The 25,194-nt window shown below is 61.8% G+C and carries 26 protein-coding genes; 13 read left to right on the top strand and 13 right to left on the bottom strand.

Features of this window, described 5'->3' with window-relative positions; genetic code table 11:
- Nucleotides 1–22: 22 nt before the first annotated feature.
- Together RWT78_RS03985 and RWT78_RS03980 are read right to left on the bottom strand one after the other, a co-directional pair.
- Nucleotides 23–1,678 carry an AMP-binding protein gene (locus RWT78_RS03985; RefSeq protein WP_314674102.1) on the bottom strand — a complete coding sequence of 552 codons (1,656 nt, stop codon included), beginning with the start codon at nt 1,676–1,678 and terminating at the stop codon, nt 23–25.
- Between the two features lie 3 nt (nt 1,679–1,681).
- Complete coding sequence (locus RWT78_RS03980; protein ID WP_003943005.1) at nt 1,682–2,653, bottom strand: phosphotriesterase; 972 nt, start codon at nt 2,651–2,653, stop codon at nt 1,682–1,684.
- A 158-nt stretch (nt 2,654–2,811) separates the two neighbouring features.
- On the opposite strand from RWT78_RS03980, the gene RWT78_RS03975 reads away from it, so the two are divergent.
- The 3 genes from RWT78_RS03975 (at nt 2,812) to RWT78_RS03965 (ending at nt 5,001) form a co-directional block, all read left to right on the top strand.
- The gene (locus RWT78_RS03975) at nt 2,812–3,372 is read left to right on the top strand and encodes a QsdR family transcriptional regulator (protein WP_003943195.1); all 561 of its coding nucleotides are present in this window, start codon (nt 2,812–2,814) and stop codon (nt 3,370–3,372) included.
- 102 nt (nt 3,373–3,474) lie between these two features.
- The gene (locus tag RWT78_RS03970; protein WP_019745713.1) at nt 3,475–4,179 is read left to right on the top strand and encodes a FadR/GntR family transcriptional regulator; all 705 of its coding nucleotides are present in this window, start codon (nt 3,475–3,477) and stop codon (nt 4,177–4,179) included.
- Nucleotides 4,180–4,194: 15 nt separating this feature from the next.
- Nucleotides 4,195–5,001: an ABC transporter ATP-binding protein gene (locus RWT78_RS03965; RefSeq protein WP_003943111.1), complete on the top strand. Its 807-nt coding sequence runs from the start codon at nt 4,195–4,197 to the stop codon at nt 4,999–5,001.
- A 12-nt stretch (nt 5,002–5,013) separates the two neighbouring features.
- On the opposite strand, the gene soxR is transcribed toward RWT78_RS03965, so the two are convergent.
- Nucleotides 5,014–5,454 carry a redox-sensitive transcriptional activator SoxR gene (gene soxR, locus RWT78_RS03960; protein WP_003943238.1) on the bottom strand — a complete coding sequence of 147 codons (441 nt, stop codon included), beginning with the start codon at nt 5,452–5,454 and terminating at the stop codon, nt 5,014–5,016.
- Nucleotides 5,455–5,517: 63 nt separating this feature from the next.
- Here soxR and RWT78_RS03955 point away from each other — a divergent pair, with 63 nt between their 5' ends.
- Both RWT78_RS03955 and RWT78_RS03950 read left to right on the top strand, forming a co-directional pair.
- Nucleotides 5,518–6,948 (top strand): MFS transporter, encoded by a 1,431-nt coding sequence (locus RWT78_RS03955; protein WP_314674096.1) that lies wholly within the window; start codon nt 5,518–5,520, stop codon nt 6,946–6,948.
- 32 nt (nt 6,949–6,980) lie between these two features.
- The gene (locus tag RWT78_RS03950; RefSeq protein ID WP_054831340.1) at nt 6,981–7,193 is read left to right on the top strand and encodes a DNA-binding protein; all 213 of its coding nucleotides are present in this window, start codon (nt 6,981–6,983) and stop codon (nt 7,191–7,193) included.
- A 9-nt stretch (nt 7,194–7,202) separates the two neighbouring features.
- Here RWT78_RS03950 and RWT78_RS03945 read toward each other — a convergent pair whose 3' ends face one another.
- From RWT78_RS03945 to RWT78_RS03935, 3 genes are all read right to left on the bottom strand, one after another.
- Nucleotides 7,203–8,297 (bottom strand): GGDEF domain-containing protein, encoded by a 1,095-nt coding sequence (locus RWT78_RS03945; RefSeq protein ID WP_037130565.1) that lies wholly within the window; start codon nt 8,295–8,297, stop codon nt 7,203–7,205.
- Nucleotides 8,298–8,446: 149 nt separating this feature from the next.
- A complete protein-coding gene (locus RWT78_RS03940) occupies nt 8,447–9,586 on the bottom strand; it encodes an EstA family serine hydrolase (protein ID WP_003942999.1) in 1,140 nt (379 codons plus the stop codon).
- A gap of 104 nt (nt 9,587–9,690) precedes the next feature.
- The gene (locus RWT78_RS03935) at nt 9,691–10,560 is read right to left on the bottom strand and encodes an oxygenase MpaB family protein (protein ID WP_314674168.1); all 870 of its coding nucleotides are present in this window, start codon (nt 10,558–10,560) and stop codon (nt 9,691–9,693) included.
- A gap of 116 nt (nt 10,561–10,676) precedes the next feature.
- Here RWT78_RS03935 and RWT78_RS03930 point away from each other — a divergent pair, with 116 nt between their 5' ends.
- Nucleotides 10,677–11,297, top strand: coding sequence for a TetR/AcrR family transcriptional regulator (locus RWT78_RS03930; protein WP_314674091.1), 621 nt, complete (start codon nt 10,677–10,679; stop codon nt 11,295–11,297).
- 10 nt (nt 11,298–11,307) lie between these two features.
- On the opposite strand, the gene RWT78_RS03925 is transcribed toward RWT78_RS03930, so the two are convergent.
- Nucleotides 11,308–12,000, bottom strand: a complete 693-nt coding sequence (locus RWT78_RS03925) for a GntR family transcriptional regulator (protein ID WP_003942905.1) — start codon at nt 11,998–12,000, stop codon at nt 11,308–11,310.
- A gap of 9 nt (nt 12,001–12,009) precedes the next feature.
- Nucleotides 12,010–13,152 (bottom strand): acyl-CoA dehydrogenase family protein, encoded by a 1,143-nt coding sequence (locus RWT78_RS03920; RefSeq protein ID WP_007730792.1) that lies wholly within the window; start codon nt 13,150–13,152, stop codon nt 12,010–12,012.
- Nucleotides 13,153–13,279: 127 nt separating this feature from the next.
- Between RWT78_RS03920 and RWT78_RS03915 the strand changes: the two genes are divergently transcribed.
- The gene (locus RWT78_RS03915; RefSeq protein ID WP_050656790.1) at nt 13,280–14,806 is read left to right on the top strand and encodes an aldehyde dehydrogenase family protein; all 1,527 of its coding nucleotides are present in this window, start codon (nt 13,280–13,282) and stop codon (nt 14,804–14,806) included.
- A gap of 12 nt (nt 14,807–14,818) precedes the next feature.
- On the opposite strand, the gene sfnG is transcribed toward RWT78_RS03915, so the two are convergent.
- Nucleotides 14,819–15,943: a dimethylsulfone monooxygenase SfnG gene (sfnG, locus tag RWT78_RS03910; RefSeq protein ID WP_007730790.1), complete on the bottom strand. Its 1,125-nt coding sequence runs from the start codon at nt 15,941–15,943 to the stop codon at nt 14,819–14,821.
- Nucleotides 15,944–16,041: 98 nt separating this feature from the next.
- On the opposite strand from sfnG, the gene RWT78_RS03905 reads away from it, so the two are divergent.
- Nucleotides 16,042–17,262, top strand: a complete 1,221-nt coding sequence (locus tag RWT78_RS03905; protein ID WP_054825643.1) for an SfnB family sulfur acquisition oxidoreductase — start codon at nt 16,042–16,044, stop codon at nt 17,260–17,262.
- 5 nt (nt 17,263–17,267) lie between these two features.
- Here RWT78_RS03905 and RWT78_RS03900 read toward each other — a convergent pair whose 3' ends face one another.
- Nucleotides 17,268–17,930: a TetR/AcrR family transcriptional regulator gene (locus tag RWT78_RS03900; protein WP_054825642.1), complete on the bottom strand. Its 663-nt coding sequence runs from the start codon at nt 17,928–17,930 to the stop codon at nt 17,268–17,270.
- A 119-nt stretch (nt 17,931–18,049) separates the two neighbouring features.
- Here RWT78_RS03900 and RWT78_RS03895 point away from each other — a divergent pair, with 119 nt between their 5' ends.
- Nucleotides 18,050–19,444: an MFS transporter gene (locus tag RWT78_RS03895; RefSeq protein ID WP_003942889.1), complete on the top strand. Its 1,395-nt coding sequence runs from the start codon at nt 18,050–18,052 to the stop codon at nt 19,442–19,444.
- A gap of 6 nt (nt 19,445–19,450) precedes the next feature.
- Nucleotides 19,451–20,446, top strand: a complete 996-nt coding sequence (locus RWT78_RS03890) for an ABC transporter substrate-binding protein (RefSeq protein WP_003943156.1) — start codon at nt 19,451–19,453, stop codon at nt 20,444–20,446.
- Here RWT78_RS03890 and RWT78_RS03885 read toward each other — a convergent pair.
- The gene (locus tag RWT78_RS03885) at nt 20,433–21,260 is read right to left on the bottom strand and encodes an AraC family transcriptional regulator (RefSeq protein ID WP_030536057.1); all 828 of its coding nucleotides are present in this window, start codon (nt 21,258–21,260) and stop codon (nt 20,433–20,435) included. The genes RWT78_RS03890 and RWT78_RS03885 overlap by 14 nt on opposite strands.
- A 140-nt stretch (nt 21,261–21,400) precedes the next feature.
- On the opposite strand from RWT78_RS03885, the gene RWT78_RS03880 reads away from it, so the two are divergent.
- Both RWT78_RS03880 and RWT78_RS03875 read left to right on the top strand, forming a co-directional pair.
- Nucleotides 21,401–22,069: a DsbA family protein gene (locus RWT78_RS03880; protein ID WP_314674078.1), complete on the top strand. Its 669-nt coding sequence runs from the start codon at nt 21,401–21,403 to the stop codon at nt 22,067–22,069.
- A 146-nt stretch (nt 22,070–22,215) separates the two neighbouring features.
- On the top strand, nt 22,216–22,647 hold the full coding sequence (locus RWT78_RS03875; RefSeq protein ID WP_003942924.1) for a MarR family winged helix-turn-helix transcriptional regulator: 432 nt from the start codon (nt 22,216–22,218) through the stop codon (nt 22,645–22,647).
- 54 nt (nt 22,648–22,701) lie between these two features.
- On the opposite strand, the gene RWT78_RS03870 is transcribed toward RWT78_RS03875, so the two are convergent.
- Nucleotides 22,702–23,394, bottom strand: a complete 693-nt coding sequence (locus tag RWT78_RS03870; RefSeq protein WP_047269408.1) for an alpha/beta hydrolase — start codon at nt 23,392–23,394, stop codon at nt 22,702–22,704.
- A 175-nt stretch (nt 23,395–23,569) separates the two neighbouring features.
- Here RWT78_RS03870 and RWT78_RS03865 point away from each other — a divergent pair, with 175 nt between their 5' ends.
- Nucleotides 23,570–24,478 carry an AraC family transcriptional regulator gene (locus RWT78_RS03865; protein WP_314674072.1) on the top strand — a complete coding sequence of 303 codons (909 nt, stop codon included), beginning with the start codon at nt 23,570–23,572 and terminating at the stop codon, nt 24,476–24,478.
- A gap of 2 nt (nt 24,479–24,480) precedes the next feature.
- Here the strand turns inward: RWT78_RS03865 and RWT78_RS03860 are convergent, their stop codons facing one another.
- Nucleotides 24,481–25,119, bottom strand: a complete 639-nt coding sequence (locus RWT78_RS03860; RefSeq protein ID WP_151098370.1) for a YdcF family protein — start codon at nt 25,117–25,119, stop codon at nt 24,481–24,483.
- Between the last annotated feature and the right edge of the window lie 75 nt (nt 25,120–25,194).

The raw sequence follows: 25,194 nt of genomic DNA, 5'->3' as shown, positions 1-25,194 counted from the left end.
GCAATTCGTTTGTCAGGCAGATCTAGTTCGGTACCCGCAGTTCACGACGAAGAATCTTGCCGCTCACTGTTTTCGGGAGGTCATTCATGACCTCGACGATGCGTGGATACTTGTATGCTGCAAGCCTTTCCTTGCAGAACTCGACCAGATCCTCGGCGGTCGCCTCGGCACCGTCCTTGAAGGACACGAAGGCCTTCACGGTTTCGCCGCGATACGGATCCATGACACCGACGACAGCAGCCTCTCGTACGGCGGGGTGTTCGTAGAGAACATCTTCCACTTCGCGTGGCCACACTTTGAAGCCCGACGCATTTATCTGATCCTTCATCCGGTCGACGATGTAAAACCAACCGTCGCCGTCCATGAATCCGATGTCGCCGGTGTGAAAACGCCCGTCCGGCATGGCATGTGCGGTCTCGTCCGGCTTGTTCCAGTATCCGAGTGCAACCTGGGGACCGGAGACCACGATCTCGCCGTACTCCCCGACCTGTACCGGCTTGTCGTTCTCGTCCACCACCTCGGCGTACGTATTCGACACCGGAACACCGACGGCAACGGCCCCCGACGCCGGATCTACCGGCGCTTCACGCGAATTCGGCACCACGATTGCCGGGCTGTTCGTCTCGGTCAGCCCGTAGCCGTTGTGAATGTAGTGACCGAACTTCGCCCGGAACGCTTCCAACGCCGCGTGCGGGATCGGCGCGCCACCTGAATACACCGACTCGAGAGAGCTCAAAGATTCCTTCGAGACTGCGGCGCTGTCCGTCCACGCGATGAATACCGTGATCGCTCCGATGATCGCGGTAGCCCGATGCTCCGAAATCGACTCCGCTGCAACGATGGGATGGAATCGGCAGGTCAGAATCGTGGGCGCGCCGGCTAGGAGTGGAGCCGCGACGTGCCCGATCAACCCGGTGATATGGAACAGTGGCGCCACCGCGAACATCGCGCCGCCGGGGCGCAACCCCAGCCAGTCCCGATAGATCTGCGCTGCGAACACGACATTTGAGTGCGTGTTCATCGACCCCTTCGGCGGGCCGGTTGTCCCTGACGTATAGGGAAGGTAGGCAAGGTCTTCCGGGGACAGATCGACCTTCTCGGGCTTCTGCCCTCGATGAGCCTCGATCAATTCCAGTAGATCCGGAAATCCATCGTGCCGAATCCTGGACGCCGAACCGAAGATCCGTTCATCGTCGCGCGACTGAAAATCCAGTTCCGACGTGGTGATCACCCGTCTCACTGCGGTGCCCTCGGACGCAGTCGCCACGGTCTCGGCCGAGGACTCGAGACAGATGACTGCCGCCGCTCCGCTGTCGGCCAGTACGGTGGACAGCTCACGGTCGCGGTACATCGGATTGACCGGAACGACGACGGCACCGAGCTTCCAGACCGCGACTGTCGCGATCACGAACTGCGGAACATTCTGCAGGACAAAGGAAACTCTGTCTGCGAACCCGATTCCATCCTTGGCGAGGGCTACGGCAAGCGCATCCGACATCTCGTCGAGCTCGGCAAAGCTGACGGTCCTGTCGAAGTACCTGATGATCGGGGCGGTGCGATCGCGCTCCAGCGAAGCACGGAACATCGCGAGGGCGTCGACGTGCTCGATGTCTACGTTCGGCGGAGTGTCGGCGTCGTAATTGGCGAGCCAGGGCTTGCTCTCGTACACGTTGGTCATATCTCAGCTCTCGAAGTACCGACGTGGGTTGTCCACCAGCATCGCCTTGACCTGGTCTTCGGTGACACCACGTTCGAGCAGCGCCGGAATGACATCATCACTGATGTGGGTGTAGTTCCAGTTCGGAAGTGCCACTTCTCTTGCCGCGCTGGGGAAGTAGTCGATGAAACACGACGCGTCATGTGCCAGAACCATCTTCTCCGCGTAACCGCGACGGGCCATCTCCACCACGGTGTTGACACGATCCTCGAACGACAGGAACGGTTCGAGACCGAAACGGTCCATCCCCAGTAGCGAACCGGCATCGGCCAGCGCACACAAGTAGTCGAGATCGGTGGTGTCGCCGGAGTGACCGATGACCACCTTGGTCAGATCCGCACCCTCTTCGGCCAGAACCTTCTGCGCGACCAGCCCGGATTCAGTGTGCGGGTTGGTGTGCACGGTGATCGGCACTCCCGTTTCCACCTGCGACTGTCCGACCGCGCGCATGACCCGCTCGACGCCGGGGGTAAGGCCCGGCTCCTCGATGGCGCACTTCAGGAAGGAGGCTCGGACACCGGTTCCGGCGATTCCTTCCCTGATGTCCTTGACGAACAGTTCGACCATCGGCTCGGGGCCGTCGAACAGCAATCCCGGTCCGGTGTAATGGAATTGGAAGGGAATGTCGTTGTAGGTGTAGATGCCGGTAGCAACGATGATGTTGAGATCGACCTGCTCGTTGATCCGGACGATGCGCGGAATGTACCGGCCGAGGCCGATCACCGTGGGATCGACGATCGTGCTGATTCCGCGGGACTTCACCTCGGTCAGCTTTGCCACCGCGTCCGCTACCCGTACTTCCTCGTCCCAGGGTTCGGGGTAGTCGGGGTAGTTCTGGCGCAACTCCTCACCCAGAACGAAGACATGCTCGTGCATCAACACCTTTCCCAGATCGGCTGTGTCCACCGGCCCACGAACGGTTTGTACTGAACTCATCGATCGAACCCCTGACTGTGATCGCCATCACTAACATGAGACAATGAGCTAGTGTGTCTCACGTGGCCAGGTTCGTCAATAGGCTCGATCCCCCGAGGCTCACCATTTTTTCAACGGCCGAAATTGTGCAGTACCGGACAACCGGAGAGAATGTCCCGATGCCTACCGACCTCGAACGCCGACGCGCGATCGACACCGCCGCGAGCATGTACCTCGCGGAGGAACCACTCGACATGTCACTGCTCGCCGAACGTCTCGGCGTAGGCCGCGCGACGCTGTACCGCTGGGTCGGCAACCGCGACGAACTGCTCGGAACAGTGCTGGCCGAGGCCACCGAACGGACATACCGAAAGGCGATGTCACAGGCGTCGGGGCAAGGTCCGGAGTACATTCTCGACGTCTTCGGCCGCGTTATGCGATCGGTGGAATCGTCGACAGAACTGCGCGCGCTGACCAAACGCGAACCGATGGTGTTCATCAAACTCGCGATGATGCCCGGCTCCATCGAATCGATCTCCGCCTCCATTACCGCCGAAATCTTGCAGTCCCAGGTCGACGCCGGCCAACTGACGATCACGCTCTCGCCGCAAGTGCTGGGCGAAGCCCTCGTCCGCATCTGCGACGTACACCTCTACGCCCCCCTGCTCGGCCGAGAAAAGGCCGAGATCGAGACGGCCCTCGACCTGATCGCACTGCTCCTCGGCGTCACCCGCAACTGACTCGCTTCGACCGCGTGAACACTACGGCGACACACCGGCCACCCGAGTCCTCAGACGTCTGATGAGTTGTTACTCTTTCGGTACCCACCCGAGAGGCGAGCCGTGTCCGACGACCACACAGGATTCACACTTCGCAGTGGTCCGCTGGTACCGCAACTCGAACAGTTGCTTCGCGGGCGAATCAGGCAAGGAACGTGGGCGCCGTCCGAGCGCATACCGAGCGAGGCGGCCCTTGCCGTCGAACTCGGCGTCGGGCGTTCCTCGATTCGCGAGGCAATCCGCCTCCTCGCTCGCGACGGACTACTCGAAGTCCGACACGGCGTCGGAACCTTCGTGGCTGCCGCGTCCGAACTCGAGCACGTCGACGAATTCACCAAGCTTCTTCGACGCTCGAGGATCCTCGAGGTCTTCGAAGTCCGTCGCGCACTCGAGATCGAGGCCGCCAGACTGGCCGCGGAGCGGGTACAACCCGAGGACCTCGACGGCCTGCGGCGGCGACTGACCATGCGACACAGTCATTTCGAGGGTGATGTCGAGAAGTTCGTCGACGTCGACCTCGACTTCCACACCGAAGTCGTTCGGCTGTCCGGAAACGCAGTTCTGCTCTCGCTTTTCACGTCGGTGCGTCCACTCCTTCGTGAATCCCTCGTCGAGATGATGGCCCACGAGGCCGGCGTCCCCGACACCTCACATGCCCATGATCAGTTGGTCGAGGCCCTTCAAGACGCCGACCCAGAAGCCGCGGTAGCGGCAACTCGAGCAAACATCGACACCGTCCTACGACGACTGCGTGTGCTCGACGCCTAAGAGAGGTTAGTTCTCGTGCAACACCCCACCGGCACAGTTCTGTCGACCGAACACGTGGATCTCGTCCGCGACGGCCGATACTTGTTGAAAGACATCAACATTTCGATCGAACCCGGACAACACTGGGTCCTCCTCGGCGCGAACGGCGCGGGCAAGAGCACGCTTCTGAGCCTGCTCGGAGCAACCGCCCACCCGACTCGCGGTTCCGTTTACGTCCTCGGCCACAAGTTGGGCCGCGTCGACATGAGGGAACTGCGGATGGACATCGGGCACGTGAACCCTCGTCACACGATCGGAATTCCGATCACCGTCCGCAACGTCGTGATCACCGGCCTCACCAACACCACCGAGGTGATGCCGCGCTGGTCACCGACGCCGGAGCAAGAGGCTCATGCCGACGCACTGATCGATCTACTCGGAATGAGTCCGCGTTCGGACGCGCTGTGGCCCAACTTGTCCCAAGGCGAACGGGGACGAGCCCTGATCGCCCGCGCACTCATGGTCGAACCGCGCCTGCTTCTGCTCGACGAGCCCGCGACCGGACTCGATCTTGCTGCACGCGAACAACTCTTGACGGCACTGGACGACCTCCGCAATCAGAACCCGTCACTTGCCAGCATCCTCGTGACGCACCACATCGAAGAGATCCCCAGCACCACCACACATGCTCTTCTGATCAAGGACGGCGTCGTGACCGCCAGCGGCCTCGCCGAGGATGTGATCACCACCCAGAACATCAGCGAGTGCTTCTCGCATCCCATCGAGATCGAGCGTCGTGGTGGTCGGTGGAATGCTCAGTCGCGGCCACGCGAAAGAGTGTGACCGACAGTAGTTTCAGAGACGTCTGGCGCCGGGTCCCTCCCGGCCCAGTTCGTCTCCAGGGTTGAGCAGGTTGCATGTTTTCAGTGACAGACACCCGCAGCCGATACAGCCCGTCAGTTCGTCCTGCATCCGGTTGATGGCCTGCTTGCGATCCTCGAGGCGCTGATTCCACTCCGTCGAAATCTTGCGCCAGTCCTTCTTCGTCGGAGTTCGCCCCTGCGGCAACGATCCGAATACCTCGGCAACTTCGGCCAGAGGTATCCCGAACCTGACTGCCAACTGGATCAGCGACACCCGCCGGATCGAGTGCCGCGGGAACTTCCTCATATTTCCTGCCGTCCGCTCCGCAGGAACCAGACCGAGTGTTTCGTAGTAGCGCACCGCCGACACGGCGACGCCGGTGCGCTCCGATACCTCACCGATCGAGAGAAGTTCGTCACTCTTACGGATCATTCTGCCTCCCAATGGCTGCGCGACATTGACCTGAAGCGCACTCGAGATTCTACCTTCGACAACATGCACTCCCCCACCGATGCTCCCGCCGGAACCTGGCGGCAGCTCCTGAGCGGTCGATACCTCGGCACCGCTACCGTCCTCGCAGGCGGCGTTGCGCTGTACGCGACCAACGTCTACCTGACGACCAGCCTGCTTCCGACTGCCATCGACGACATCGGCGGTCAGCAGTACTACGCCTGGACCGCGACGGTCTTCCTTATTGCTTCCGTCATCTCTTCGATGTTGGTCACCAACGTCCTCGCTGCCAGGGGACCGCGCGGGGCCTACCTGATCGGCCTCGCGATCTTCGCGCTCGGCACCGTTGTCTGTGCGGTCAGCCCGACTATGGAATTGCTGTTGGTCGGCCGCACGATCCAGGGTTCGGGCGGTGGCCTGCTGGCCGGTCTCGGTTACGCCGTCATCAATGCCGCGCTCCCCAGACATCTGTGGACTCGCGGGGCCGCGCTGGTTTCGGCGATGTGGGGAGTCGGCACCTTCGCCGGCCCTGCAATCGGCGGTGTCTTTGCTCAGTTCGGAGCCTGGCGATGGGCTTTCGGCGTCCTGGTCATCGCGACGATCGCAGTCGCCGCTCTCGTCCCCAGCGCGCTACCGGCACATGAACCGGGCAGCACCACCAGTAGCCCGGTGCCGGTCCTCTCGCTGGCATTGCTGACTGCGGCAGCTTTGCTGGTCAGCGTTGCCGGAATTCTGTCCAACCTCGCCGTGACCGCCGCAATGGTTCTCGCCGCTGTGCTGCTACTGATCGCTTTTGTCGCCGCAGACCGCCGCTCGGGCCACGGCGTACTGCCACCGTCGACGTTCAACGCGTCATCTCTCAAATGGGTGTACCTGACCATCGTCGTCCTCGCCGTCGCGTCGACCGTCGAGACGTTCATTCCACTCTTCGGCCAACGACTTGCCGGACTGGCACCGCTCGCCGCCGGATTCCTCGGCGCCGCACTCGCTCTGGGCTGGACTCTCGGCGAAATCCCGAGCGCCTCGGCCACGACCCCTCGTATCGTGCGTCGAATCGTTGTCAGCGGTCCGATCCTCGTCGCGATCGGGTTGGGCATCATGGCAACATTTCTCACCGAGCACGCCGGCGCCGGTGCGATGGTCGCGTGGGTGATCGGACTGCTGTTCGCCGGCGTCGGAATCGGCATCGCCTGGCCTCATCTTGCAGTCGGCGCGATGACTTCGGTCGCCGATCCCGGGGAAGGTGCGCGTGCCTCGGCTGCCATCAACACCGTGCAGTTGATCGCCAATGCTTTCGGCGCAGCCCTGGCCGGAGTGCTGGTCAACATCGGCGAACCGTCGACGCTTCGTTCTGCGCAATTGCTTCTCTTCACCTTCGCCGCTGTCTCGATCATCGGCATTGCCGTGGCAGCTCGCGCACTTCCGCGAACGCCCGACAAAATCGGCAGCCCCGAAATCGTTCACGACGCTCGCTAAACTGTGAGAAACCCACACGGAGGAGTTGGCCAGTGACAGAACCGGATCCGGGCACAGTGGAAACCGACTTCCCGAAGACGGGAGCTCCCGCACAGCGCGCGCTGATCGCAGCGGGTTACACCCATCTCGCGCAGCTGACGTCCGTGTCCGAGAAGCAACTCGGCGCTTTGCACGGGATGGGACCGAAGGCCTTGAGGATTCTGCGCGAAGCACTCGCCGAACGTGGACTGAGCTTCGCCGACTGAGCTCTCACATCAGACCAGGCTCGCCCGCACCTGGTTGCCACCTTCGCGTTTCGCTTCGTACATCACCGAGTCCGCGACGCGGAAGAGTTCGGCAAAAGCAGCGTCGACGGACTCACCCGGATTCCGGGGCGCGGTGCGGACCGCCATTCCGATGCTCGCGCTCGTCGGAGGATCATCGGTCGCTCCGTCCATGGCGGAGCGGATCTGTCCTTCCAGCCTGGAGATCACGCTGACCGGTACCCGTTCGACCACGACGAACTCGTCACCGCCCATACGAGCAGTCAAGGCGGACTGGGTTGTCCACAAACGGATGCGCAGTGCAGTTCGCATGATCGTGCTGTCTCCTACGTCATGGCCGTGAACGTCGTTGATCGTCTTGAAGCGATCGAGGTCGATCACCACCACGAGAACCGCATCGGCCTCGGTCACCGGAGGTCCCATCAGATCCTTCACACGACGCGAAAGTCCGCGACGGTTGAGCAGACCAGTCAACGGGTCTATGTCGGAAGTAGTGGCGTCGGATCCCAGAACTGCCAGAACCATTTGGGACACCACGGGAATCACAATGATGGTGGCCATCACGACCGCGATTTTCGCCAGTCCCAAGCCGACGTCCGCTACTGGCCCGAACAACAAAGTCCACCCCGAAAGCACTGTGACCGTCGAGGCGAAGACCAAGTGACCGACTTGCAGTTTCGGATTGTGGAAGAACGCGATGTAGCCGCCGATCGACGCGAAAACGACGCACGCGATGAGCCGTCCCAGCGGTTCCGAGTCGGTTGCGGCCGCCGCCGCAATCGCGACGTCGGAACCCACGACAAAGGTGTACGACCACAGCGGCGTCGGCGGAAACAGCCACCAGATCAGGGCCGCGCCGAGGCACAGCGCGATGACCGCCAGATTGACCGTTCGCCAGAACGTACCTTGCGGACCGACGTCACTGAATCGCGCCGACAGCAACACCAACCCCATCCAGAATGCCGTTCCGCCGACCAGCGCCCGACAGGAAGTCAAGAACCCGCGGTCCTCGAGGTACCTGCTGAAACTGTGGAACTGGTCCGGCAACTGCCACCAGCGCATGACAACGTCGACCAAACCGTTCATCGCCGGTCAGCCGATGCTGCTCCGCAACTTTTGGGCATACTTCGACGTAACGGACTCGCTGATTTCCCCCCGAAGCGCACTGGCATATCCGGCAGCATAGTCAGCGGCGACAGACAAACAAACCGTTCTGCCGGATTTGAATCGGTCGATCAACTCAAAGCGTCGTAGGCCGCCGATACGTACTGCGCCGATCTCTCGGAACCGAGCAGACCCGGCCCCATCTTGTTCATCACGTACGAGAACGTCATGCGCTTCTCGGTGTCGATGATGATCTGCGAGCCACCCCAACCTCCCCAGAAGCAGATTCGCCCCTCCGGAATGAACGGGACGGACTCGGGCGTCGGCAATCCGAATCCGACGCCGAAGCGGACCGGCACGCCGAGGACGAGGTCGACCCCGTACGACTGCTCCTCGAAGATCTTGTCGATCGTTTCCTCCGACAGCAAGCGAACGTCACCGACCTTGCCACCGCACGCGATCACCGATTGGATCCTTGCGAGTGCCCTCGCATTCGAATGACCGTTGGCCGCACCGATCTCGGCGGCGCGCCACCCGTCGGTCCACGAACCTGTAGCGTCAGCGGGCGGCGCGGTGAATGTCTTCACCATGATGTTGTCCATCCCGAGTGCCGCGATGTCGATCGGCAACGGCGGTGGCGCAATCACATTCGAGACTCGCCCGTATTCCGACTTCGGCAAGCCCAGGCGGAAATCAGCATCGAGTGGGCCGGCGATTTCCTCGTCGATGAAGCGGCCGAGGGTTCGTCCGTCGATGCGCCTGACGACCTCGCCGATCAGGTGGCCGTAGTTGAGGGCGTGGTATCCGGATGCCGTACCCGGTTCCCACCACGGAGCCTGTGTCGCCAACCGGGCGGTGGCATATTCGTCGTCGCAGATGTTCTCGAGGGTGAACGGTTGGTCCCACCCCGACACACCCGAGGTGTGCGACAACAGTTGCCGGACCTGAATTCGGTCCTTGCCCGCTGCTGCGAATTCCGGCCAGTACTGCGCGACCGGGGCGTCGAGATCAAGCAACCCGCGGTCGACGAGCATGAGCGCGGCCAGTGCGGTCACGGTCTTGCTGCAGGACCAGACATTGGTGACGGTGTCGCGAGACCAAGGAGCAGTGTGCTCGAGGTCGACCCAACCGCCCCACATGTCGACGACGGATTCGCCGTCGATCGTCAATGCGATCGCTGCCCCGACGTCCTCGCCGGAATCGAGATTGCGTGCCAGCGCCTCCTTCAAGCCGGAGAATCGCTGGTCACATACGCCTTCGATGTTCGCCACTGACAGCCTCCACAGGAATGATGAAACTTGACGTCAACTTCAACTACGTTGAGTATGTGTCCGATTCACCTGTGGTGTCAATCACTTCAAGTGCCAGAGTCGGCTCAGACCAACGGGATTCCCTTGGCGATGCGCCGACGCAGATCCCAGAGATAGAAGTTGTAGGGAAACATCCGCAGAATCTTCGGACTGAGCCGATTGACCAGCGCGGCGACGCGCATGGATCGGTCGAAGTTACGCTGCTGACGCACTGACCACGGGAGCCGCATTTCGTCACGAAAGGCTTGGGGCAGGAACCCGGTGGTGACAAATCGGTTGAGCGGACCGACCACGGGATGCAACAACTTCGGCGTGAAGGTCGCCGACGCGATCCCGTAGAGATGCTCACGAATCGTCTCGTCGATCGCCACCTTGTCGAGGTTCTCGTTCCAGTAGACCTCGAACGCATCCCGGTCCGCCGGCCACATGTCGCGTCGCATCTGAAGGGTTGTACCGAACGTGGCGCTGCGCTGATAGAACGCATCCCGGGTTACCGGATCGAGATCCCCGTACAAGATTTTGTAGACGTCCTCGAAGCCTCGGTACAGGCAGGCGGCCACCCACAACTGCAGTTCCGGATCGAACGCGTTGTACTCGACCGCACTGTTCTCATCGGAGCGAACTTGCTTGTGCGAGCCATTGACTGCGCGCCGGTACAGCTTCTTTTCTTCGTCCGTCGCCAGGCTTGCGACGGCGAGATACGTCAGCGTCGTCCGGGTTCGCTTCACCGGATGCCGATCCAACCGACCCGTCTCGACCTTGCTCTCGTACACGCCGTACCCCACCGCCGGGCGCGCCAACTGCATGATGACGTTGGCGCCGGCGGCCAACAGTCCGAGCCCGGACATCGCCTTTTCAACCTCGGCGTCGATGTCGACCGCCTGGACGCCGACCGCTCCGATGCCGCCTGCCACCGCTTCCTCGCGCCCGTCCATCGAATCCCTACTCACCGTCATGGCAGAACCCCTTCGAGTCGATATCTGCGAACGCATGTTCTCAGATGAGTGAAACGCCGAAATGCCGAGATGTCAAGCAATCTCGGGATGCAAAGATGGTCTTCATGAATGACCAACCGCGTTCGTACGGTGGCGTCGACGGCGCGCTCCGCGTAGCCCAACGACGAGAGACGCTGATCGAGGCCGGTCTGGAACTCATGGGCTCCGCCGAGCCCGAACTGACGGTCCGCGGAGTGTGCAAGAAGGCCGGTGTCGCGGCGCGGTACTTCTACGAGAGCTTCACCGATCGTGATGCTCTGATGTCGGCCGTCTACGACACCGTCATCACGGACATCGCCGTTTCGACCCAGGCCGCGGTGGATGCCGCCGAGACCGAACGAGGCAAGGCGCTCGCCGGAATCGCGAACATCGTCCGCACGATCGCGCAGGATCCCCGTCGCGGACGTCTACTGTTCTCCAGCGCCCTGACGAGCCCTGTCCTGGCCGAGAAACGCCAAGCGTCGACGACGATATTCATCGGTCTCCTGGCCGCCAACGCGAAGACCTTCTACCGATTGAACGACAGCGGTCATCTGACCCTGACGGCCACGTTCCTGGTCGGCGGCCTGGCGCAGACCCTCAGTGCATGGCTCGACGGGTACATCGACGTGACGGAAGAAGAACTGGTCGCCGAATGTGCGGCGATCCTGCTCGCACCCGCCCTGCCACCGTCTTGAGCTCCTGCATTCAGTCCCAGATCCCGATGTTGTCGAGGTGAGCGAGAAGTCGAGCAGCGCCGTCGGAGAACTGCAGACTCATCTGCGCGTCCACCTGTTCTCGATCGTGCTTCTCGAACGCCGCGATCAAAGCATCGTGGCTCGATACCGCAAGCTCACCCCAGCCTGGATCCGTCGCGTAGAGACGAGCAGGGGTGTACCGAATCGCGCCGAACAGGAACCATGCCAACTTCGCACCACCCGCAGCGCGATTGATCAGGCGATGGAACTCGAATTCGCACTGCTCGATCGCAGCTGCATCCGAAGCGTCGACCGCCGCTCGCAAATCGGCATTGAGTTCCGTGAGTTCCGCGAGTTGATCAGCGGTGATGCTGTCCATCGCCCGCAACGCCAGCTTGACCGCGATCTGCCCCTGCAACCAGAAGATGTCTTCGATGTCCTGGCGACTGAGGGGCGAGACGAGATAGCCGCGATGCGGAACCAACTCGACCATCCCCTCGCCGCGTAATGCGACGAGGGCTTCTCGCACCGGCGTGACGCTGACCCCGAGGTCGGCCGCGGTTTCGTCCAGCCTGACGAACTCGCCCGGACGGACCGAGCCGGACATGATCAGGTTGCGAACGTGGTTGGCCACGTCCTCCGACAACTGTGGCCGTCTCCTCAGCTCAGATGTCGCTCTCCGAGTGCGTGCAGACGTTGCCACAACCGATCCTCACAGTCCGTACGTTTTGCCGATGATGTCTCGCTGAATCTCGTTGGTACCACCATAAATGGAGGACACAAGAGTCTTTCGCACATGGTGCTCCATGTCGAACTCAGTCGCGTAACCGTACCCACCCATCATCTGCATCCCCTCGAGCGCGACCTTCTTGGCGGTCTCGGTCAGCTTGAGCTTGGCCATCGACGCTTCCCGCGGGAACATCTTGGTCGGGTTGGCGTCGACCATTCGGGCCACGCTGTAGACCAGCAGACGGCCGCATTCGATCTCCGTGGCGAGATCCGCGATCCGGTGGCGAAGCGCCTGAAACGATCCGACCGGACGGCCGAACTGCTTACGCGTGGTGACGAATTCGAGGGTGTCGTCGAAAGCGCGCTGCGCGGTCCCGAGCATCATCGCCGCGAGGATGAGGCGTTCGATGTTGAGTCCGGCCATGAGTTGACGCCAGCCGTTGCCGACTTCCCCAACCACCGCGTCCTCGGGCAGGAATGTGTCGGTGAAGTAGAGATCGTTGACCTCCTTGCCGCCCATGGTGTCGATTCCACTGATCTTCAATCCGGAGATGTCGGCCGGGACATGGAACATGGTCAAGCCCTCGTGCTTGCCTTCACCTCGGGACGTGCGAGCCACCAGAAGGATGTTCTCGGCGAAGTGCGCGTTGGAACACCACGTCTTCTGGCCGTTGATCAGCCACCCACCGTCGACCTTCTCGGCGCGGCAACTCAGATTTCCCACGTCGGAGCCCGCTTCGGGTTCGGACATCGAGATCGACTGAGACGCGCCACGGACGATCCCGCCGAGCACTGCCTCCTTCTGGGCCGGACTGCCGAACTTCTCGTATGCAGCCCCGGTGATGACGGTCGGGCCGAGTCCACCGATCGGCGCCATGCCCTTGGCGGCTTCCTCCAGAAAGATGCACAGGTCGACCGTGCTTCCGGCGGATCCGCCGTATTCCTCCGGGACAGTCAGCCCGAGCCATCCCAATTCCGCCATCTTCTCGTAGAACGCCTGGTTGTGGTTATGGGCGCCATGATCGGTCAGCAGGTCTCGCTGCTCACGGGTACCACTTTCCTTCTTGCAGAACGACGCTACCGACTTGGCGAAATCAGACTGCTCCTGCGTGAAATCCATGTACATCGAAAACTCCCGAGTGAGATGAGGCTGGAGGCTTGTCGGAGCTCGGTCCGACGCATACTGTGACTACCAGCACAGTAAATCACATCACATATATGTGATGCACCGACATGTGGAGGATCTGAAGAACATGACAGAACAGCTCGGCCGCCAGAGCACGTCCACGTCGACAGATCCGAGATCGGACGATCACACTTTCGCGAGCCTCGACCCTCGCAACGATTCCGTGGTCGCGCAGCACCCCATTGCAGACCAGCAGGAGATCGAGAAAGCGGTCGCCGCAGCACGCACGGCGTCGAAGTGGTGGGATCAACTCGGATTCCAAGGCCGCCGGAAGGTGCTCGGCAATTTCCGCGCCGCGATCGCCACTCACGCCGAATCGATGGCGGCGATCATTTCCGCCGAGACCGGAAAACCCAGCGACGACGCACTACTCGAAGTCATGCTGGCCGTCGAACATCTCGACTGGGCGGCACGCAACGCACAGAAAGTGTTGCGCCGCAGACGCGTCGGTGCAGGACTGATCAGCGCCAACCAGTCTGCATCCGTTGGCTACCGGCCGATGGGCGTCGTCGGCGTGATCGGCCCCTGGAACTATCCGCTGTACACACCGATGGGGTCGATCGGCTACGCACTGGCCGCCGGCAACGCCGTAGTCTTCAAACCGAGCGAACTCTCACCAGGCGTCGGCGTCGAATTGGCCCGGCTGTGGAACATCGCGGCACCCGGACACCCTGTCCTGCAGACCATTACCGGTGACGGAAAAACCGGTGCACTTCTGTGTTCGTCCGGTGTCGACAAGATCGCATTCACCGGTTCGACCGCTACCGCAAAGCGCGTAATGGCCGCCTGCGCGGACACCCTCACCCCCCTGGTCGCCGAATGCGGCGGCAAGGACGCCATGCTGGTGGACTCCGACGCCAACCTCGATGCGGCCGTGAGCTTCGCGGCATTCGGGGCAGTGGGCAACGGCGGACAAACCTGTGCCGGCGTCGAACGAATCTACGTCGCAGCGCCCGTGTACGACGCCTTCCTGTCCAAGCTCACCGCCGCGCTACGAGACGCCCACGCCGGCGCCACCGACAGCTCGACCTACGGGCCGATGACGCTGGGAAAGCAGACTGGGATAGTCCGGGGCCAGATCGAAGACGCTCTCAGTCGCGGCGCGAAAGCTGTACTCGGCGGACTTGATTCGTTCAACGGTCCGTTCATCGATCCGATCATCCTGACGGATGTTCCGGAGGATTCCACGGCGATCACCGAGGAGACGTTCGGCCCGAGCGTCGTGGTGAACAAGGTCGCCGACATGAACGAGGGGATCGAGCGCGCCAATGCATCGAAGTACGGCTTGGGCGCCTCGGTGTTCACCAAGAGTTCGTCGAAGGGCCGAGCGATTGCCGAAAAGCTCGAATGCGGTGTCGTCACGGTCAATTCGGTTCTCGGATTCGCCGGAATCGCCGCCCTGCCGTTCGGCGGGGTCGGCGATTCCGGATTCGGCCGTATCCACGGAGCCGATGGGCTGCGTGAGTTCAGCAGTGTGAAATCACTGGCCGTTCAGAAGTTCAACGCTCCGCTGGACCTGCTGACCATCGAGCGAAAAGCCAGGGACATGAAGATCTCACGTTGGATGCTGGCGAAACGCCACGCGAAGTCCTGAGAGATCAGGCGATCAGCCGGCGGTGACGAGCACCTGCTCGTCGCTGTCGGCTGCTTCGAGTTCACGAACCAGCGGAAGCACCTTGGCCCCGAAGTATTCGATCTCCTCCTGGAAATGCAGGAATCCGCCGAGAATCAGATCGACACCGCGACGGCGATATTCGACGATCCGATGCGCGATTTGTTCCGGCGTGCCGATCAGTTGTGAGCGGAAACCGTCGTTGTACTGAACCAAGTCCTCGAACGTCGAATCCGCCCACATCCCGTCCTTGGACGCGGTCGATGCGCCGGCCTGTTGGACTGCATTCTTGAATCCCTCGACCGCAGGGCGGTTGGCCTTGGCGATGATCTCGCGCAGTGTGTCCTTTGCTTCCGCCTCGGTGTCGCGGGCGATGATGAATCCGTTGAGCCCGAACTTGACCTCCCGATCGTTCTCACGAGCAACACGGCGAACGTCGACCAACTGTTCGGTGACGCCGTCGTAGTCCTTGCCGTTACTGAAGTACCAATCCGAATACCGGCCCGCGTTCTCACGGGCTGCCGCCGAGTTACCACCTTGGAACAGTTCGGGATTGGGGCGCTCCGGAGTGTTGAGAGGCTTCGGCTTCAACGTGAAGTCGTGGATGCGGTAGAAGTCGCCGCGGAAATCGACGTCGTCCTCCGTCCAGATCTTACGAAGAACCTGAAGGAACTCGGCGCTCCGCCGATAGCGCTCGTCGTGCTCGAGCCACGGCTCGCCTAGATGTGTGAACTCGTCCTTGAACCAACCACTGACGACGTTGACGGCAAATCGACCGTTCGACAGGTGGTCAGCGGTAGCGCCCAGTTTCGCCAACACTGCCGGCTGCCAGAGTCCCGGATGCACCGCGGCGATCACCTTGAGCTTCTCAGTGGCCAGGAGAAGCGCAAGGCTGAAGCTCGTGGATTCGTGCTGGAATTCGGCCCCATAGCTCGCCTCGTAACGTACCTGGCTCAGGGCGTACTCGAAGCCGTTGTTCTCGGCGGTCTGTGCCAGCTTCTTGTTGTACTCGTAGTCCCAGCTGGTCCGCTGCTCGATGTCGGAGGTGACCAGACCACCACTGACATTGGGCACCCAGTAGGCGAACTTGATCTCGTCGGCGATACGTTCAGTAGACATGAAACCCAGCAAACATGCAGTTCCCAGCGGTTTCCAGGGTAGCGATCACACAGGTTGTAAGTGTTGGGTGGGTGCTGCGACTGTGAAACGGTGGCAGCATGACTGCTGTGGACATTCAGGAGATCGCGCACCGCATCACCAGCGAGGACGAGGCGCTCTCGGTGGCGTCACAGCTGTCCGACGAGTTCGCGGCAGGTGCCGGAGTCCGCGATGCGCAGCGCCTCCTTCCCCACGACGAGGTTCGCACCCTGGCGCGGTCCGGCTTGCTCGGACTCTCGGTGCCGAAGGAGTTCGGTGGCATCGACGCAAGCACCGAGACGTTGGCCGAGGTCTTCCGCCTACTCGCCGAGGGCGATCCCAGCATCGCGCAGATTCCGCACAGCCACTTCACTTTCCTGGAAGCGCTCCGGTACCAGGGGTCTAACGAGCAGAAGCAGTTCTTCTACGCCGAAGCGTTGTCGGGCAAGCAGTTCGCCAACGCCCAGAGCGAGCGCGGCAACAAGACCATCGACATCGACGGCACCACTCTCACCCCCGACGGGGAAGACTTTGTGCTCGAAGGTCAAAAATTCTATTGCACAGGAGCGCTTTTCGCAGATTGGATCGTGGTGCGTGCCGCCAATGCGGATCAATTCACCGAGACCGGCGCACAGGTGAAATCCGCGGTCTACCTACCCCGGAATACTCCCGGACTGTCGATCGTCGACGACTGGGACGGCATGGGACAGAAGACAACTGCAAGCGGAACCGTGACCCTGGAATCCGTTTCGGTGCCGCAGTTCAATGTCGTACCCTTCACGTCGCTCTTCACTCACCCGACCACCTACGGAGCACAGGCCCAGATCCTGCACGCCGCGATCGACACCGGCATCGCGTCGGCTGCACTGCGTGAATCCGTGAAACTCGCGGCAAAGGCGCGTCCCTTCTTCGAGGCGAAAGTCGATACAGCGGTGGAGGATCCACTGCTCGTTCAACTCGCCGGCGAAGCGGCAATCGAGGTTCGCGCTGCCAGATCCCTCTTGGCGGAAGCAGCGCGATCGATCGACGTGGCGCGTCGTGATCCCACCGAGGACTCCACGGCTCGAGCATCCATCGACGCTGCAACTGCCAAAGTGGTCGGCGCCAGGGCGTCATTGGCGGCCACGAGCACTTTGTTCGAGATCGGTGGCACCAGAAGCGCGGGCGAATCGGCGAACCTCTCCCGATTCTGGCGTGACGCGCGCACGCACACCCTGCACGATCCGACGAGGTGGAAGGTCCAGCACATCGGCCGGTGGACACTGTCCGGGACAATCCCACCGCGGCACGGGCTGCTGTGAACACATCAGTCGGAGTTCATATATCCGCTGATCAAGACTTCCAGTCCTTCCAAGTAGCTCTCAGTCGTCGTCCCTCCCGGCCAGTCCTCGAGCACCTCGCTGAGCACCGGCAGTTTCTCGGGCCCGATTTCTCGGATCTTGACCGCGAGAGGTGACACGCTGCCTTCCGGTCGCGTAGTGGTGTCGTAGATGTTGAGCAATGCGCCGAGTGTGTAGTTCCACAGCGCTCGATAGACCAACAGTGCGCGACTAGGTGACATACCGAGTTCGACACACGCAGCCATCGCCCGATCGACCAAGACCACAGCGCCGCTCCCACCACGGCCACCGCGCTGAAGCAACTCGATGATCCAGCGCTCCGACGCCAGCTTTTCGAAGATCGCAGTGAAGATCGTGCGAAGCCGTTCGACCTGATCCTGCGGCAGGACCAGCGCGCCGAGATCTTGTGAGTACACATCGAGCACCGCGCTGATCAGCTGTTCCTTGTCGCCCACGTGCCGGTACAGCGCCATCGGCGTGGTGCCGAGCGACTTCGCCAACGCGCGCATGCTCAACGCGTCGGCACCGCCGGTCTGAAGCTGCCGTTTCGCCTCGTCGACTATCTGCTCCGACGTGATCGTCGGGGGACGTCCGAGCCGCGGTGATCTCGGTTCCATCTTTTCGGCCATCCGTCGATTGTGCGCGCCCTTGCTACGACGCCCTCGCCCGGGGAACCCCTTGCATCTCAGTCGCCAGCAAGGTAAACCTAACTACTTATGAGAACGCGTATACAAATTAGGTACCTGCAATGACAACAACAACTCGAGCGGTAGCCGCACCGGCTCTGGTCCTCACAGCCGCCGCGGCAGCGCAATTCCTGGTGGCCTTCGACATGTCGGTCATCAACGTCGCACTGCCCGACATCCAGGAATCGCTGAACTTTTCCGACGCCGGGTTGTCCTGGGTCGTCAACGCGTACGCCCTCGCCTTCGGCGGACTGCTGCTTCTCGGCGGTCGTCTGTGCGACGTGATGGGCACTCGGCGAGTTCTGGTTTCCGGGCTTCTGCTGTTCGCCCTCGTCAGCATCGTCGGCACCTTCTCCGTGTCCGCCGAAATGCTTGTCGGAGCTCGGGCGCTTCAAGGCGTCGGCGCTGCACTGATCGCGCCGGCCGGGCTCGCCGCACTCAGTCAGGCCTTTCCCACCGGACGCGCCAGGGCCAAGGCATTCGGCATCGGCGCAATGTCGTCAGCACTGGGCGGCGCACTCGGCGTCGTCCTGAGCGGCATCTTGACCGAAGGGCTCAGTTGGCGATGGGTGATGTTCGCCGGCGCACCAGTGGCCCTGATCGCCGCAGTTGCCGGTGCCCGTGGCCTGCCGGCCGGCCAAGCCGCCAGAGGCGGCTCCCTCGATCTCCCCGGAGCCATCTTGGCGACGGCCGGAATCACCGCCCTTGTCGGCACAGTGATCGCCACGGAATCACATTCCTGGACTTCGGGTTACGTGCTGGGTGGATTCGCGCTCACGATCGCGCTGCTCACTGCTTTCGTTGTGGTCGAAAGCCGCTGCGCCACACCACTGGTACGACTGTCCACCCTGCTTCGACCCCGAATCGGACTGGCCAACGCCATCATGTGCCTGGTGTGCGCGGCACAGTTCAGCGCGTTCTTCTTCGTCTCACTCTTCCTGCAACGCGGGCTGGGCTATTCACCGACCACCACCGGTCTGGCTTTCCTGCCCTTCTGCTTCGGCCTGGTGATCGGCATCCTCGCGTCCACCAAACTCCTTCCGCGCTACGGAGTTCGACCGCTGCTCGTAGTCGGGACAGCAGTCGCCGCAATCGGAACTTTCATGTTTTCGACCATGAACCTCGACAGTCCCTTCTGGGCCGTCATCCTGGTGCCTTCGCTTCTGGCGAGCATCGGCATCGGTCTGTCGTTCATGCCGCTCAGTAACGTCGCCACCGCCGACGCTCCCCCCGAAGAAGTCGGCATGGCATCCGGGCTACTGAGTACATCGCGTCAGATCGGCGGTTCACTCGGACTAGCCGTTCTCGTGAGCGTCGCCGCTTCCTCGACGGCACGTTCGGACAGCGCGCCGACCGAAGCACTGGTTTCCGGATACTCCCAGGCCCTCTTCGTCTGCTCCGGCCTACTGCTGGCCGGTACCCTCCTGTCCTTCTTCTTCCCACGAATGGATCGTTGACCTCAGATGTTCACCACCCGAACCGCATTCGGCATTGTCTCGGCGCTTCTCCTGACCGTCGCCGGCGCAAGCGCGTGCAGCAGCTCCGCCGAGTCCGACACCGCCTCTGCAACTCGCTCCGTCACCCACGAACTCGGCACCGTCGAAGTTCCGGCCTCACCGCAGCGCATTCTCGCGCTCGACGAGTACGCGGGGTTGAGTGCACTCGCACTCGGCGTGAAGCCCACCGTCGTCTACAGCACCCTGCGATCGGACGTCGCCAAGTCGATTCTGCGCGAGCAGGGCGTCGAAGTTCTCGACAAGCCGACTTTCTTCGCCAACCCCGCCGTCGAGGAGATCGCGTCCGTCGAACCCGACGAGATCTTGATGAGCAATGCCGGTCCACTACCGAGCCTGTTCGCGCAGATCAATTCCGTGGCGCCAACCTTGGTCCTCCCGTACTCGGCGCCGTGGCGTGATGTGCTCGAACAAGCTGGGGCACAACTCGATCGAGGCAGCGAAGCTACCGCCATGATCGGAAAGCTGGAATCCGGCCTCGAAGGCGTCAAGTCCGCGGCTGCCGGCCAGAGCCTTGCGATCCTTCTCGGCTACAGCGGAAACCTGTTCACCGTGCCACCGACCACTCCCATCTCCACACTGGTCACCGAGGCCGGATTCACCAGGCCGGCATCGGAAGTCAACGCGACCAACAATCAAGACACCGGCACGATTTCCCCCGTCTCGCCGGAACTCCTACCCGAGCATGCGGCGCAGACCGTCGCCGTACTTTCCGGGCAGCAGTACGACGCATCCATCGTGCGAAACACTCCACTGTTCGACAACCTGACACCCGATCCGGCGCACGCTCTGGACGTCAGCGGTGATCTCTGGTTCGGCAGCCATCCTTTTGCCATCTACTGGATCATCCAGGATCTGGACGGCATCGCGCATGGCAAGGGGCAGAACAGTATCGGAACCCTCGACAGCGCCGACGCGCGATGGGCGGCATTCAGCGCGCTCTGACGTCCTGACGAAAGGTCAGCGGAGAAACACCCACCCGGGTGGCGAAGAACTTCGTGAAGTTCGCAGAATCGTCGAACCCCAACTTCGACGCCACCTGGGTGACCGTGTCCGTGCCGAAAGACAGCAGACGTTTCGCTTCGAGAACCACACGCTGATCGATGTACTGCTTTGCCGTCATCCCGGCAGCGGCTCGGGTGGCCCGCAATACAGTCTTCTCGGAGTACCCGATCTTGTTGGCGTACTCCGAAACCGAACGGACCGTGGCGAAGTCACGTTCGACAACGGCATGAAACCTTTCGAACACGTCATTGTGCGCCAGCACGGAACTCTGTTCCTGTCCACCGAGATGGGTCAGTTTCAACAGAATTGCTGTCAGCGTGTGCCGCAGAATGGCCGCGCGAACGACCGGCGCGGAAGTATCCGGGCAGCCGTAGTTCAGGTTCAGGTGTTTCATACCCGTGCTGATGGTCTCGAGGTTCTCGCCGGACAACTGCCACGCTGCCTGCCGACTGCGAGCGTTCCCGTCCAACAACTGCTGGCTGACGGCATCGAGCGACGAGGGCGTGAACAGAACAACCGTCGCCTCGAAGTCCTGGATTCGCCCCCACTGTTGCACCTGCCCCGGTCTGACCCAGAACACGGTCCCCGGGCTCACCGCGTAGTTCACGAAGTCGATGGTGTGTAGCGCCGAGCCCTCGGTCACCAACGCGAGCAAGTGAAATTGCGGACGTTGGGGGCCGACGAACTCTGCGCTTCCCCCGTTGATGCGAATGGTGTCCAGGCTGAGTACTTCGATCTCGGTCGCGTCAGCCACCGAAGATGCGTACCCGACGTCCCGGACGGGTACTTGTCTGTTTTTCACTAGTTCGGGACTCATCTTCACCGTGACCGAATACCCGAATGCGACATATCGTCAGGGTATCAATCAGTTCACGCTCGGATAGGAATCTTCCAGTGCAGACATCACGCTCGGAAACAGCAGGCAAGACGCAACTCACCTACGTCTTCGACGCCTATTGCGGGTGGTGTTTCGGCTTCGGCCCTGCGTTGACGGAGTTCGTCCGTCAAAATGCCGATTCCATCGACTTGTCCGTGGTCAGCGGCGGACTGTTCACCGGTGAGCGCGTCGCGCCCATGTCTTCGGCTCCGTACCTGAAATCAGCCAACGCCACCATCGCCGCCCAGACCGGCGCTGTCTTCGGTGACGGATATTCACAACTGGTGTCTGACGGACGGTTCGTCATGGATTCGACGGATGCAGCGATCGGACTCGCCGCACTGCGCGCGCAAGATCCGACACGCGCCCTCGACATCGCGGAGGCCATGCAGATCGCGTTCTACCGAGACGGTCGCAGCCTTTCCGATCCCGAGACGTACCGATCCATCGCGGAATCCCTCCAACTCGACCCATCTGCCGCGGTGTCTTCCCTGTTCACCGCCGCTTCGAAGGATGCCGCCCGCGCTGATTTCGTCCGAGCACGCAGGCTCGGCGCCACTTCGTTTCCGACGCTGTTGTTCCACGGGAGCGACGGGTCCGTCGTGAAATTCGGTTCTCCGACCAGTACCGCGGCCGATCTCACCCGCGACCTGAACACGTGTGTGCGGGCGTATGCGGTGGCTTGACCCACCCACCTTGCGAGCGAAAGGTACGCCCGGCGCCTTCAGTACGCCGAACGTTCCTTTCGCTCAGCGTGACTTCACCCAATTCACTTCGGCCCCCCTGCTGGTTTGATGGACACCGAACGTATCGCTCCATAGGGGAAACGACAGTGGTTTCAGATCCGATCACGGGCCTGGAGATGGAACTTGCCGACATGTGGCAACGAGGACGCGCCCAGGCGCGCACCTATGCGCGCGCAATTCATCCCAAACTCGATCCGGCGCTCTACCCGGTTCTGGTCATCCTGAACCGTTCGGATGCGGTGCGGATGTCCGACCTGATCTGCACCCTTGATATCGAGAAGTCCACCTTGACCAGGCAAATCGACGCCGCAGCTCGACTCGGCCTGGTGGAACGAATCCCCGATCCCGACGACGCTCGCGCCAAGTTGGTAGCTCTGACCCCTGAGGCGCGAACGAAGCTCACGACCATCCGCAATCACCAGATAGATCGCTGGCGCGCCCGACTCGCGAAATGGGATACGGACGACATCACCACGCTGACAGCGCTGCTTCACCGACTGGGCAGTTCCGAGGACTGACGACAAAGTAATCGTGATGGGCAGCCCACTCGAACAGCCGGACGATTTACGCCGTCACGACAATTCTGCAGCAGCACGCAGAATCAACTGGGTGACCTCGTGCGGGTGGGACGCCAAGGATGCATGGCCTGCGTCGAGTTCCTCGATCTCGCGGGCACCGATACGCTCTGCCATCCATCGCTCGGTTTCCGGCGGAATCATTCGGTCCTGCCCTGAAACCTGATACCAACTGGGCTTCCCACGCCATGCCGGCGGCCCTGACGGGTCCGAGAAGCACTGACCCGCAATGGGTTTCTGCGTCAGCGCCATGACCAATGCTTCGGTGTCGTCGAGATCCTGACTGAAACTCTCCTGAAACTTGTCCGGGGCGATCCACAAGAAGCCCTCGGCGTCCGGCGCGATGTTCGCCGCGCCCGCCGGCTGATCCGTGCGGGCGAAGATACTTCCCAGGCTGTCACCCTCGTCCGGCGCAAAGGCAGCGATATATACCAGTCCCACAACATTTTCCGCATGACCCGCGCCTGTGATCACCGCGCCGCCGTACGAGTGTCCGACCAGCAAGGTCGGGCCGTCCATCGATTCGGCCAACTTCCTGGTCCGGTCCACGTCGTCGGCGAGCGAAGTAAGTGGATTCTGGACCGCAACCACTCGATGCCCGGCGTTGTGCAGGGTGGGTATGACGTGACGCCAATGAGAACCGTCTCCCCAGGCTCCATGCACCAGAACGATGTTTACCTTCTCTGCCATGACCAACTCCTCCAGATACGCAGTGCGACGAATACTCCGACGATCGGCAAGCCTTCGAAACCCATGCCTTGCCTGTTACCCAGGTTAAGGGGATCCTGGATCAATAACCATGACCAGATTGCCAAGTTTTTGTGCAGAAACGCCGAATGCTCGAGACCATCGGAGTGATCGATCCATGAGGACAACATCATCACAGCGGTACGTACCCACCACCGACGAGACTCGAACCCGGGACACCCTCTCGCACGTTCTCGAAGTCGTCCACCTTCGCGGAGATCAGATTCATCGCTGCGTCCACGGCGAGAACTTCACCGTGGAGGTACCCACTGGGGTGCGAGCACTTCACATTGCCGAGCACGGTGACATCGTGATCAGAACGCAGGGCAAAGCCCCGATCGAACTCGGCCCCGGGGAACTCGTACTGTTACCCCATGGGCATGCTCATACGATCGAGAATGCGATGCCGATGCACGCGAAAAGCGAAACACGTTGGCTTTTCGGTACTTTCACACTCGACGACGTCGCAGCGCAGCGACTGCTGTCCGTTCTGCCGGACTTCGTCGAACTGCGCGCGACACAAGGGACCCCGGTCGAGTGGCTCGAGGTGAGCAGCCGACTGTTGGGCGCCGAGGTGGACGATCCGAAACCTGGTTCCTCCGTGATGGTTTCCCGGATTCTCGACCTTCTCTTCGTCCAGATCCTCAGAGCGTGGGCTCGAGCGGACGGATCGAACGGCGGATGGTTGACCGCAGCAATGGATCCACGAATCGGGCAGGCCCTCGAGGCCGTCCACAACGACCCGTCACGCAACTGGACCATCGACGAACTGGCGACGCTGTCCACCCTGTCGAGATCGTCTTTTGCGGAGCGCTTCTCGCGACTGGTCGGCCAGACGCCCGGCGCTTACATCACCGAGCGCCGACTCGACCGTGCCGCCGAACTACTCGTGCAAACCACCGAGCCGGTCGGGACCATTGCGATAACTGTCGGCTACGAATCCGATGCCGCGTTCAGCCGCGCCTTCCGTCGACGATTCGACGCCTCGCCGTTGAACTGGCGAAAGTCCAACTCCCACAATCACTGACGTCAGGTCGCAGCGATTACGCCTGCGACCGGGATCCGGCCGAGAACTGCAACGCGGAAGTCCACCATCGCGCGCTCCACGTGATTGGCGCTCGAGACCACAACCACGCCGGTCGCGCCTCGATCGGCGAGAATCCGCGCAGAGTTGATCGCATTCTCGACCGTCGACCACGAAGTTCCCTCTTCGGTGATCCGGCCCGGGTTGACGCCGTTGGCAACGAGCCATTCGCGCATCGCCCTGGCTTCCGTTACTCCGGCCTTCGGAGCCCCACCGCTTGTGATGATCGGAGACTGCGGGTACTGACGGGCCAGCTGGAGCGCCGCCTGAAGCCGGTCGACCAACATCGGACGCATCGTGCCGTCGTCGAAGAGGCCGGCACCCAAGACGACGATGTTCGTGCCCACGGGGTTGAGGTCGAGCAGCACGGGCGACTGGCGTGTCAGCGTCTCAGCACTCGTGCACGCAAGAATGAGAGACCGCACCGGTGTTTGGCAGCCGCCCACCGTCGACAGGATGCCGTTGACGACCGTCGTCGGAGTGATGTCGGCACTCGCTGTCGCCGGCGACAATCCCACTCCGGCTGCGGCGATTACCGAAGCAGTAATCAATCCCTTCGTCAGAGACCTACGAACATTTGCCATGTAGCCGAACCCCCATGAGTTGTCGGTTGTCCAGCACACGGTAACGAACGTTTTGTCTGAATTGTGTGATTTAAG

This window comes from uncultured Rhodococcus sp., assembly GCF_963525155.1.
Taxonomy (GTDB): domain Bacteria; phylum Actinomycetota; class Actinomycetes; order Mycobacteriales; family Mycobacteriaceae; genus Rhodococcus_F; species Rhodococcus_F qingshengii.
This window is presented reverse-complemented; position numbering and strand designations above follow the sequence as displayed.

Coding starts and splice junctions, on each gene's coding strand:
- RWT78_RS03935 (WP_314674168.1), bottom strand. CDS start 10,560: ATGGACGGGCGCGAGGAAGCGGTGGCAGGCGGCATCGGAGCGGTCGGC.
- RWT78_RS03860 (WP_151098370.1), bottom strand. CDS start 25,119: ATGGCAAATGTTCGTAGGTCTCTGACGAAGGGATTGATTACTGCTTCG.
- soxR (WP_003943238.1), bottom strand. CDS start 5,454: ATGATCCGTAAGAGTGACGAACTTCTCTCGATCGGTGAGGTATCGGAG.
- RWT78_RS03870 (WP_047269408.1), bottom strand. CDS start 23,394: ATGGCAGAGAAGGTAAACATCGTTCTGGTGCATGGAGCCTGGGGAGAC.
- RWT78_RS03920 (WP_007730792.1), bottom strand. CDS start 13,152: ATGTACATGGATTTCACGCAGGAGCAGTCTGATTTCGCCAAGTCGGTA.
- RWT78_RS03985 (WP_314674102.1), bottom strand. CDS start 1,678: ATGACCAACGTGTACGAGAGCAAGCCCTGGCTCGCCAATTACGACGCC.
- RWT78_RS03900 (WP_054825642.1), bottom strand. CDS start 17,930: ATGGCCGAAAAGATGGAACCGAGATCACCGCGGCTCGGACGTCCCCCG.
- sfnG (WP_007730790.1), bottom strand. CDS start 15,943: ATGTCTACTGAACGTATCGCCGACGAGATCAAGTTCGCCTACTGGGTG.
- RWT78_RS03895 (WP_003942889.1), top strand. CDS start 18,050: ATGACAACAACAACTCGAGCGGTAGCCGCACCGGCTCTGGTCCTCACA.
- RWT78_RS03890 (WP_003943156.1), top strand. CDS start 19,451: ATGTTCACCACCCGAACCGCATTCGGCATTGTCTCGGCGCTTCTCCTG.
- RWT78_RS03955 (WP_314674096.1), top strand. CDS start 5,518: ATGCACTCCCCCACCGATGCTCCCGCCGGAACCTGGCGGCAGCTCCTG.
- RWT78_RS03975 (WP_003943195.1), top strand. CDS start 2,812: ATGCCTACCGACCTCGAACGCCGACGCGCGATCGACACCGCCGCGAGC.
- RWT78_RS03945 (WP_037130565.1), bottom strand. CDS start 8,297: ATGAACGGTTTGGTCGACGTTGTCATGCGCTGGTGGCAGTTGCCGGAC.
- RWT78_RS03905 (WP_054825643.1), top strand. CDS start 16,042: ATGACTGCTGTGGACATTCAGGAGATCGCGCACCGCATCACCAGCGAG.
- RWT78_RS03915 (WP_050656790.1), top strand. CDS start 13,280: ATGACAGAACAGCTCGGCCGCCAGAGCACGTCCACGTCGACAGATCCG.
- RWT78_RS03865 (WP_314674072.1), top strand. CDS start 23,570: ATGAGGACAACATCATCACAGCGGTACGTACCCACCACCGACGAGACT.
- RWT78_RS03980 (WP_003943005.1), bottom strand. CDS start 2,653: ATGAGTTCAGTACAAACCGTTCGTGGGCCGGTGGACACAGCCGATCTG.
- RWT78_RS03930 (WP_314674091.1), top strand. CDS start 10,677: ATGGTCTTCATGAATGACCAACCGCGTTCGTACGGTGGCGTCGACGGC.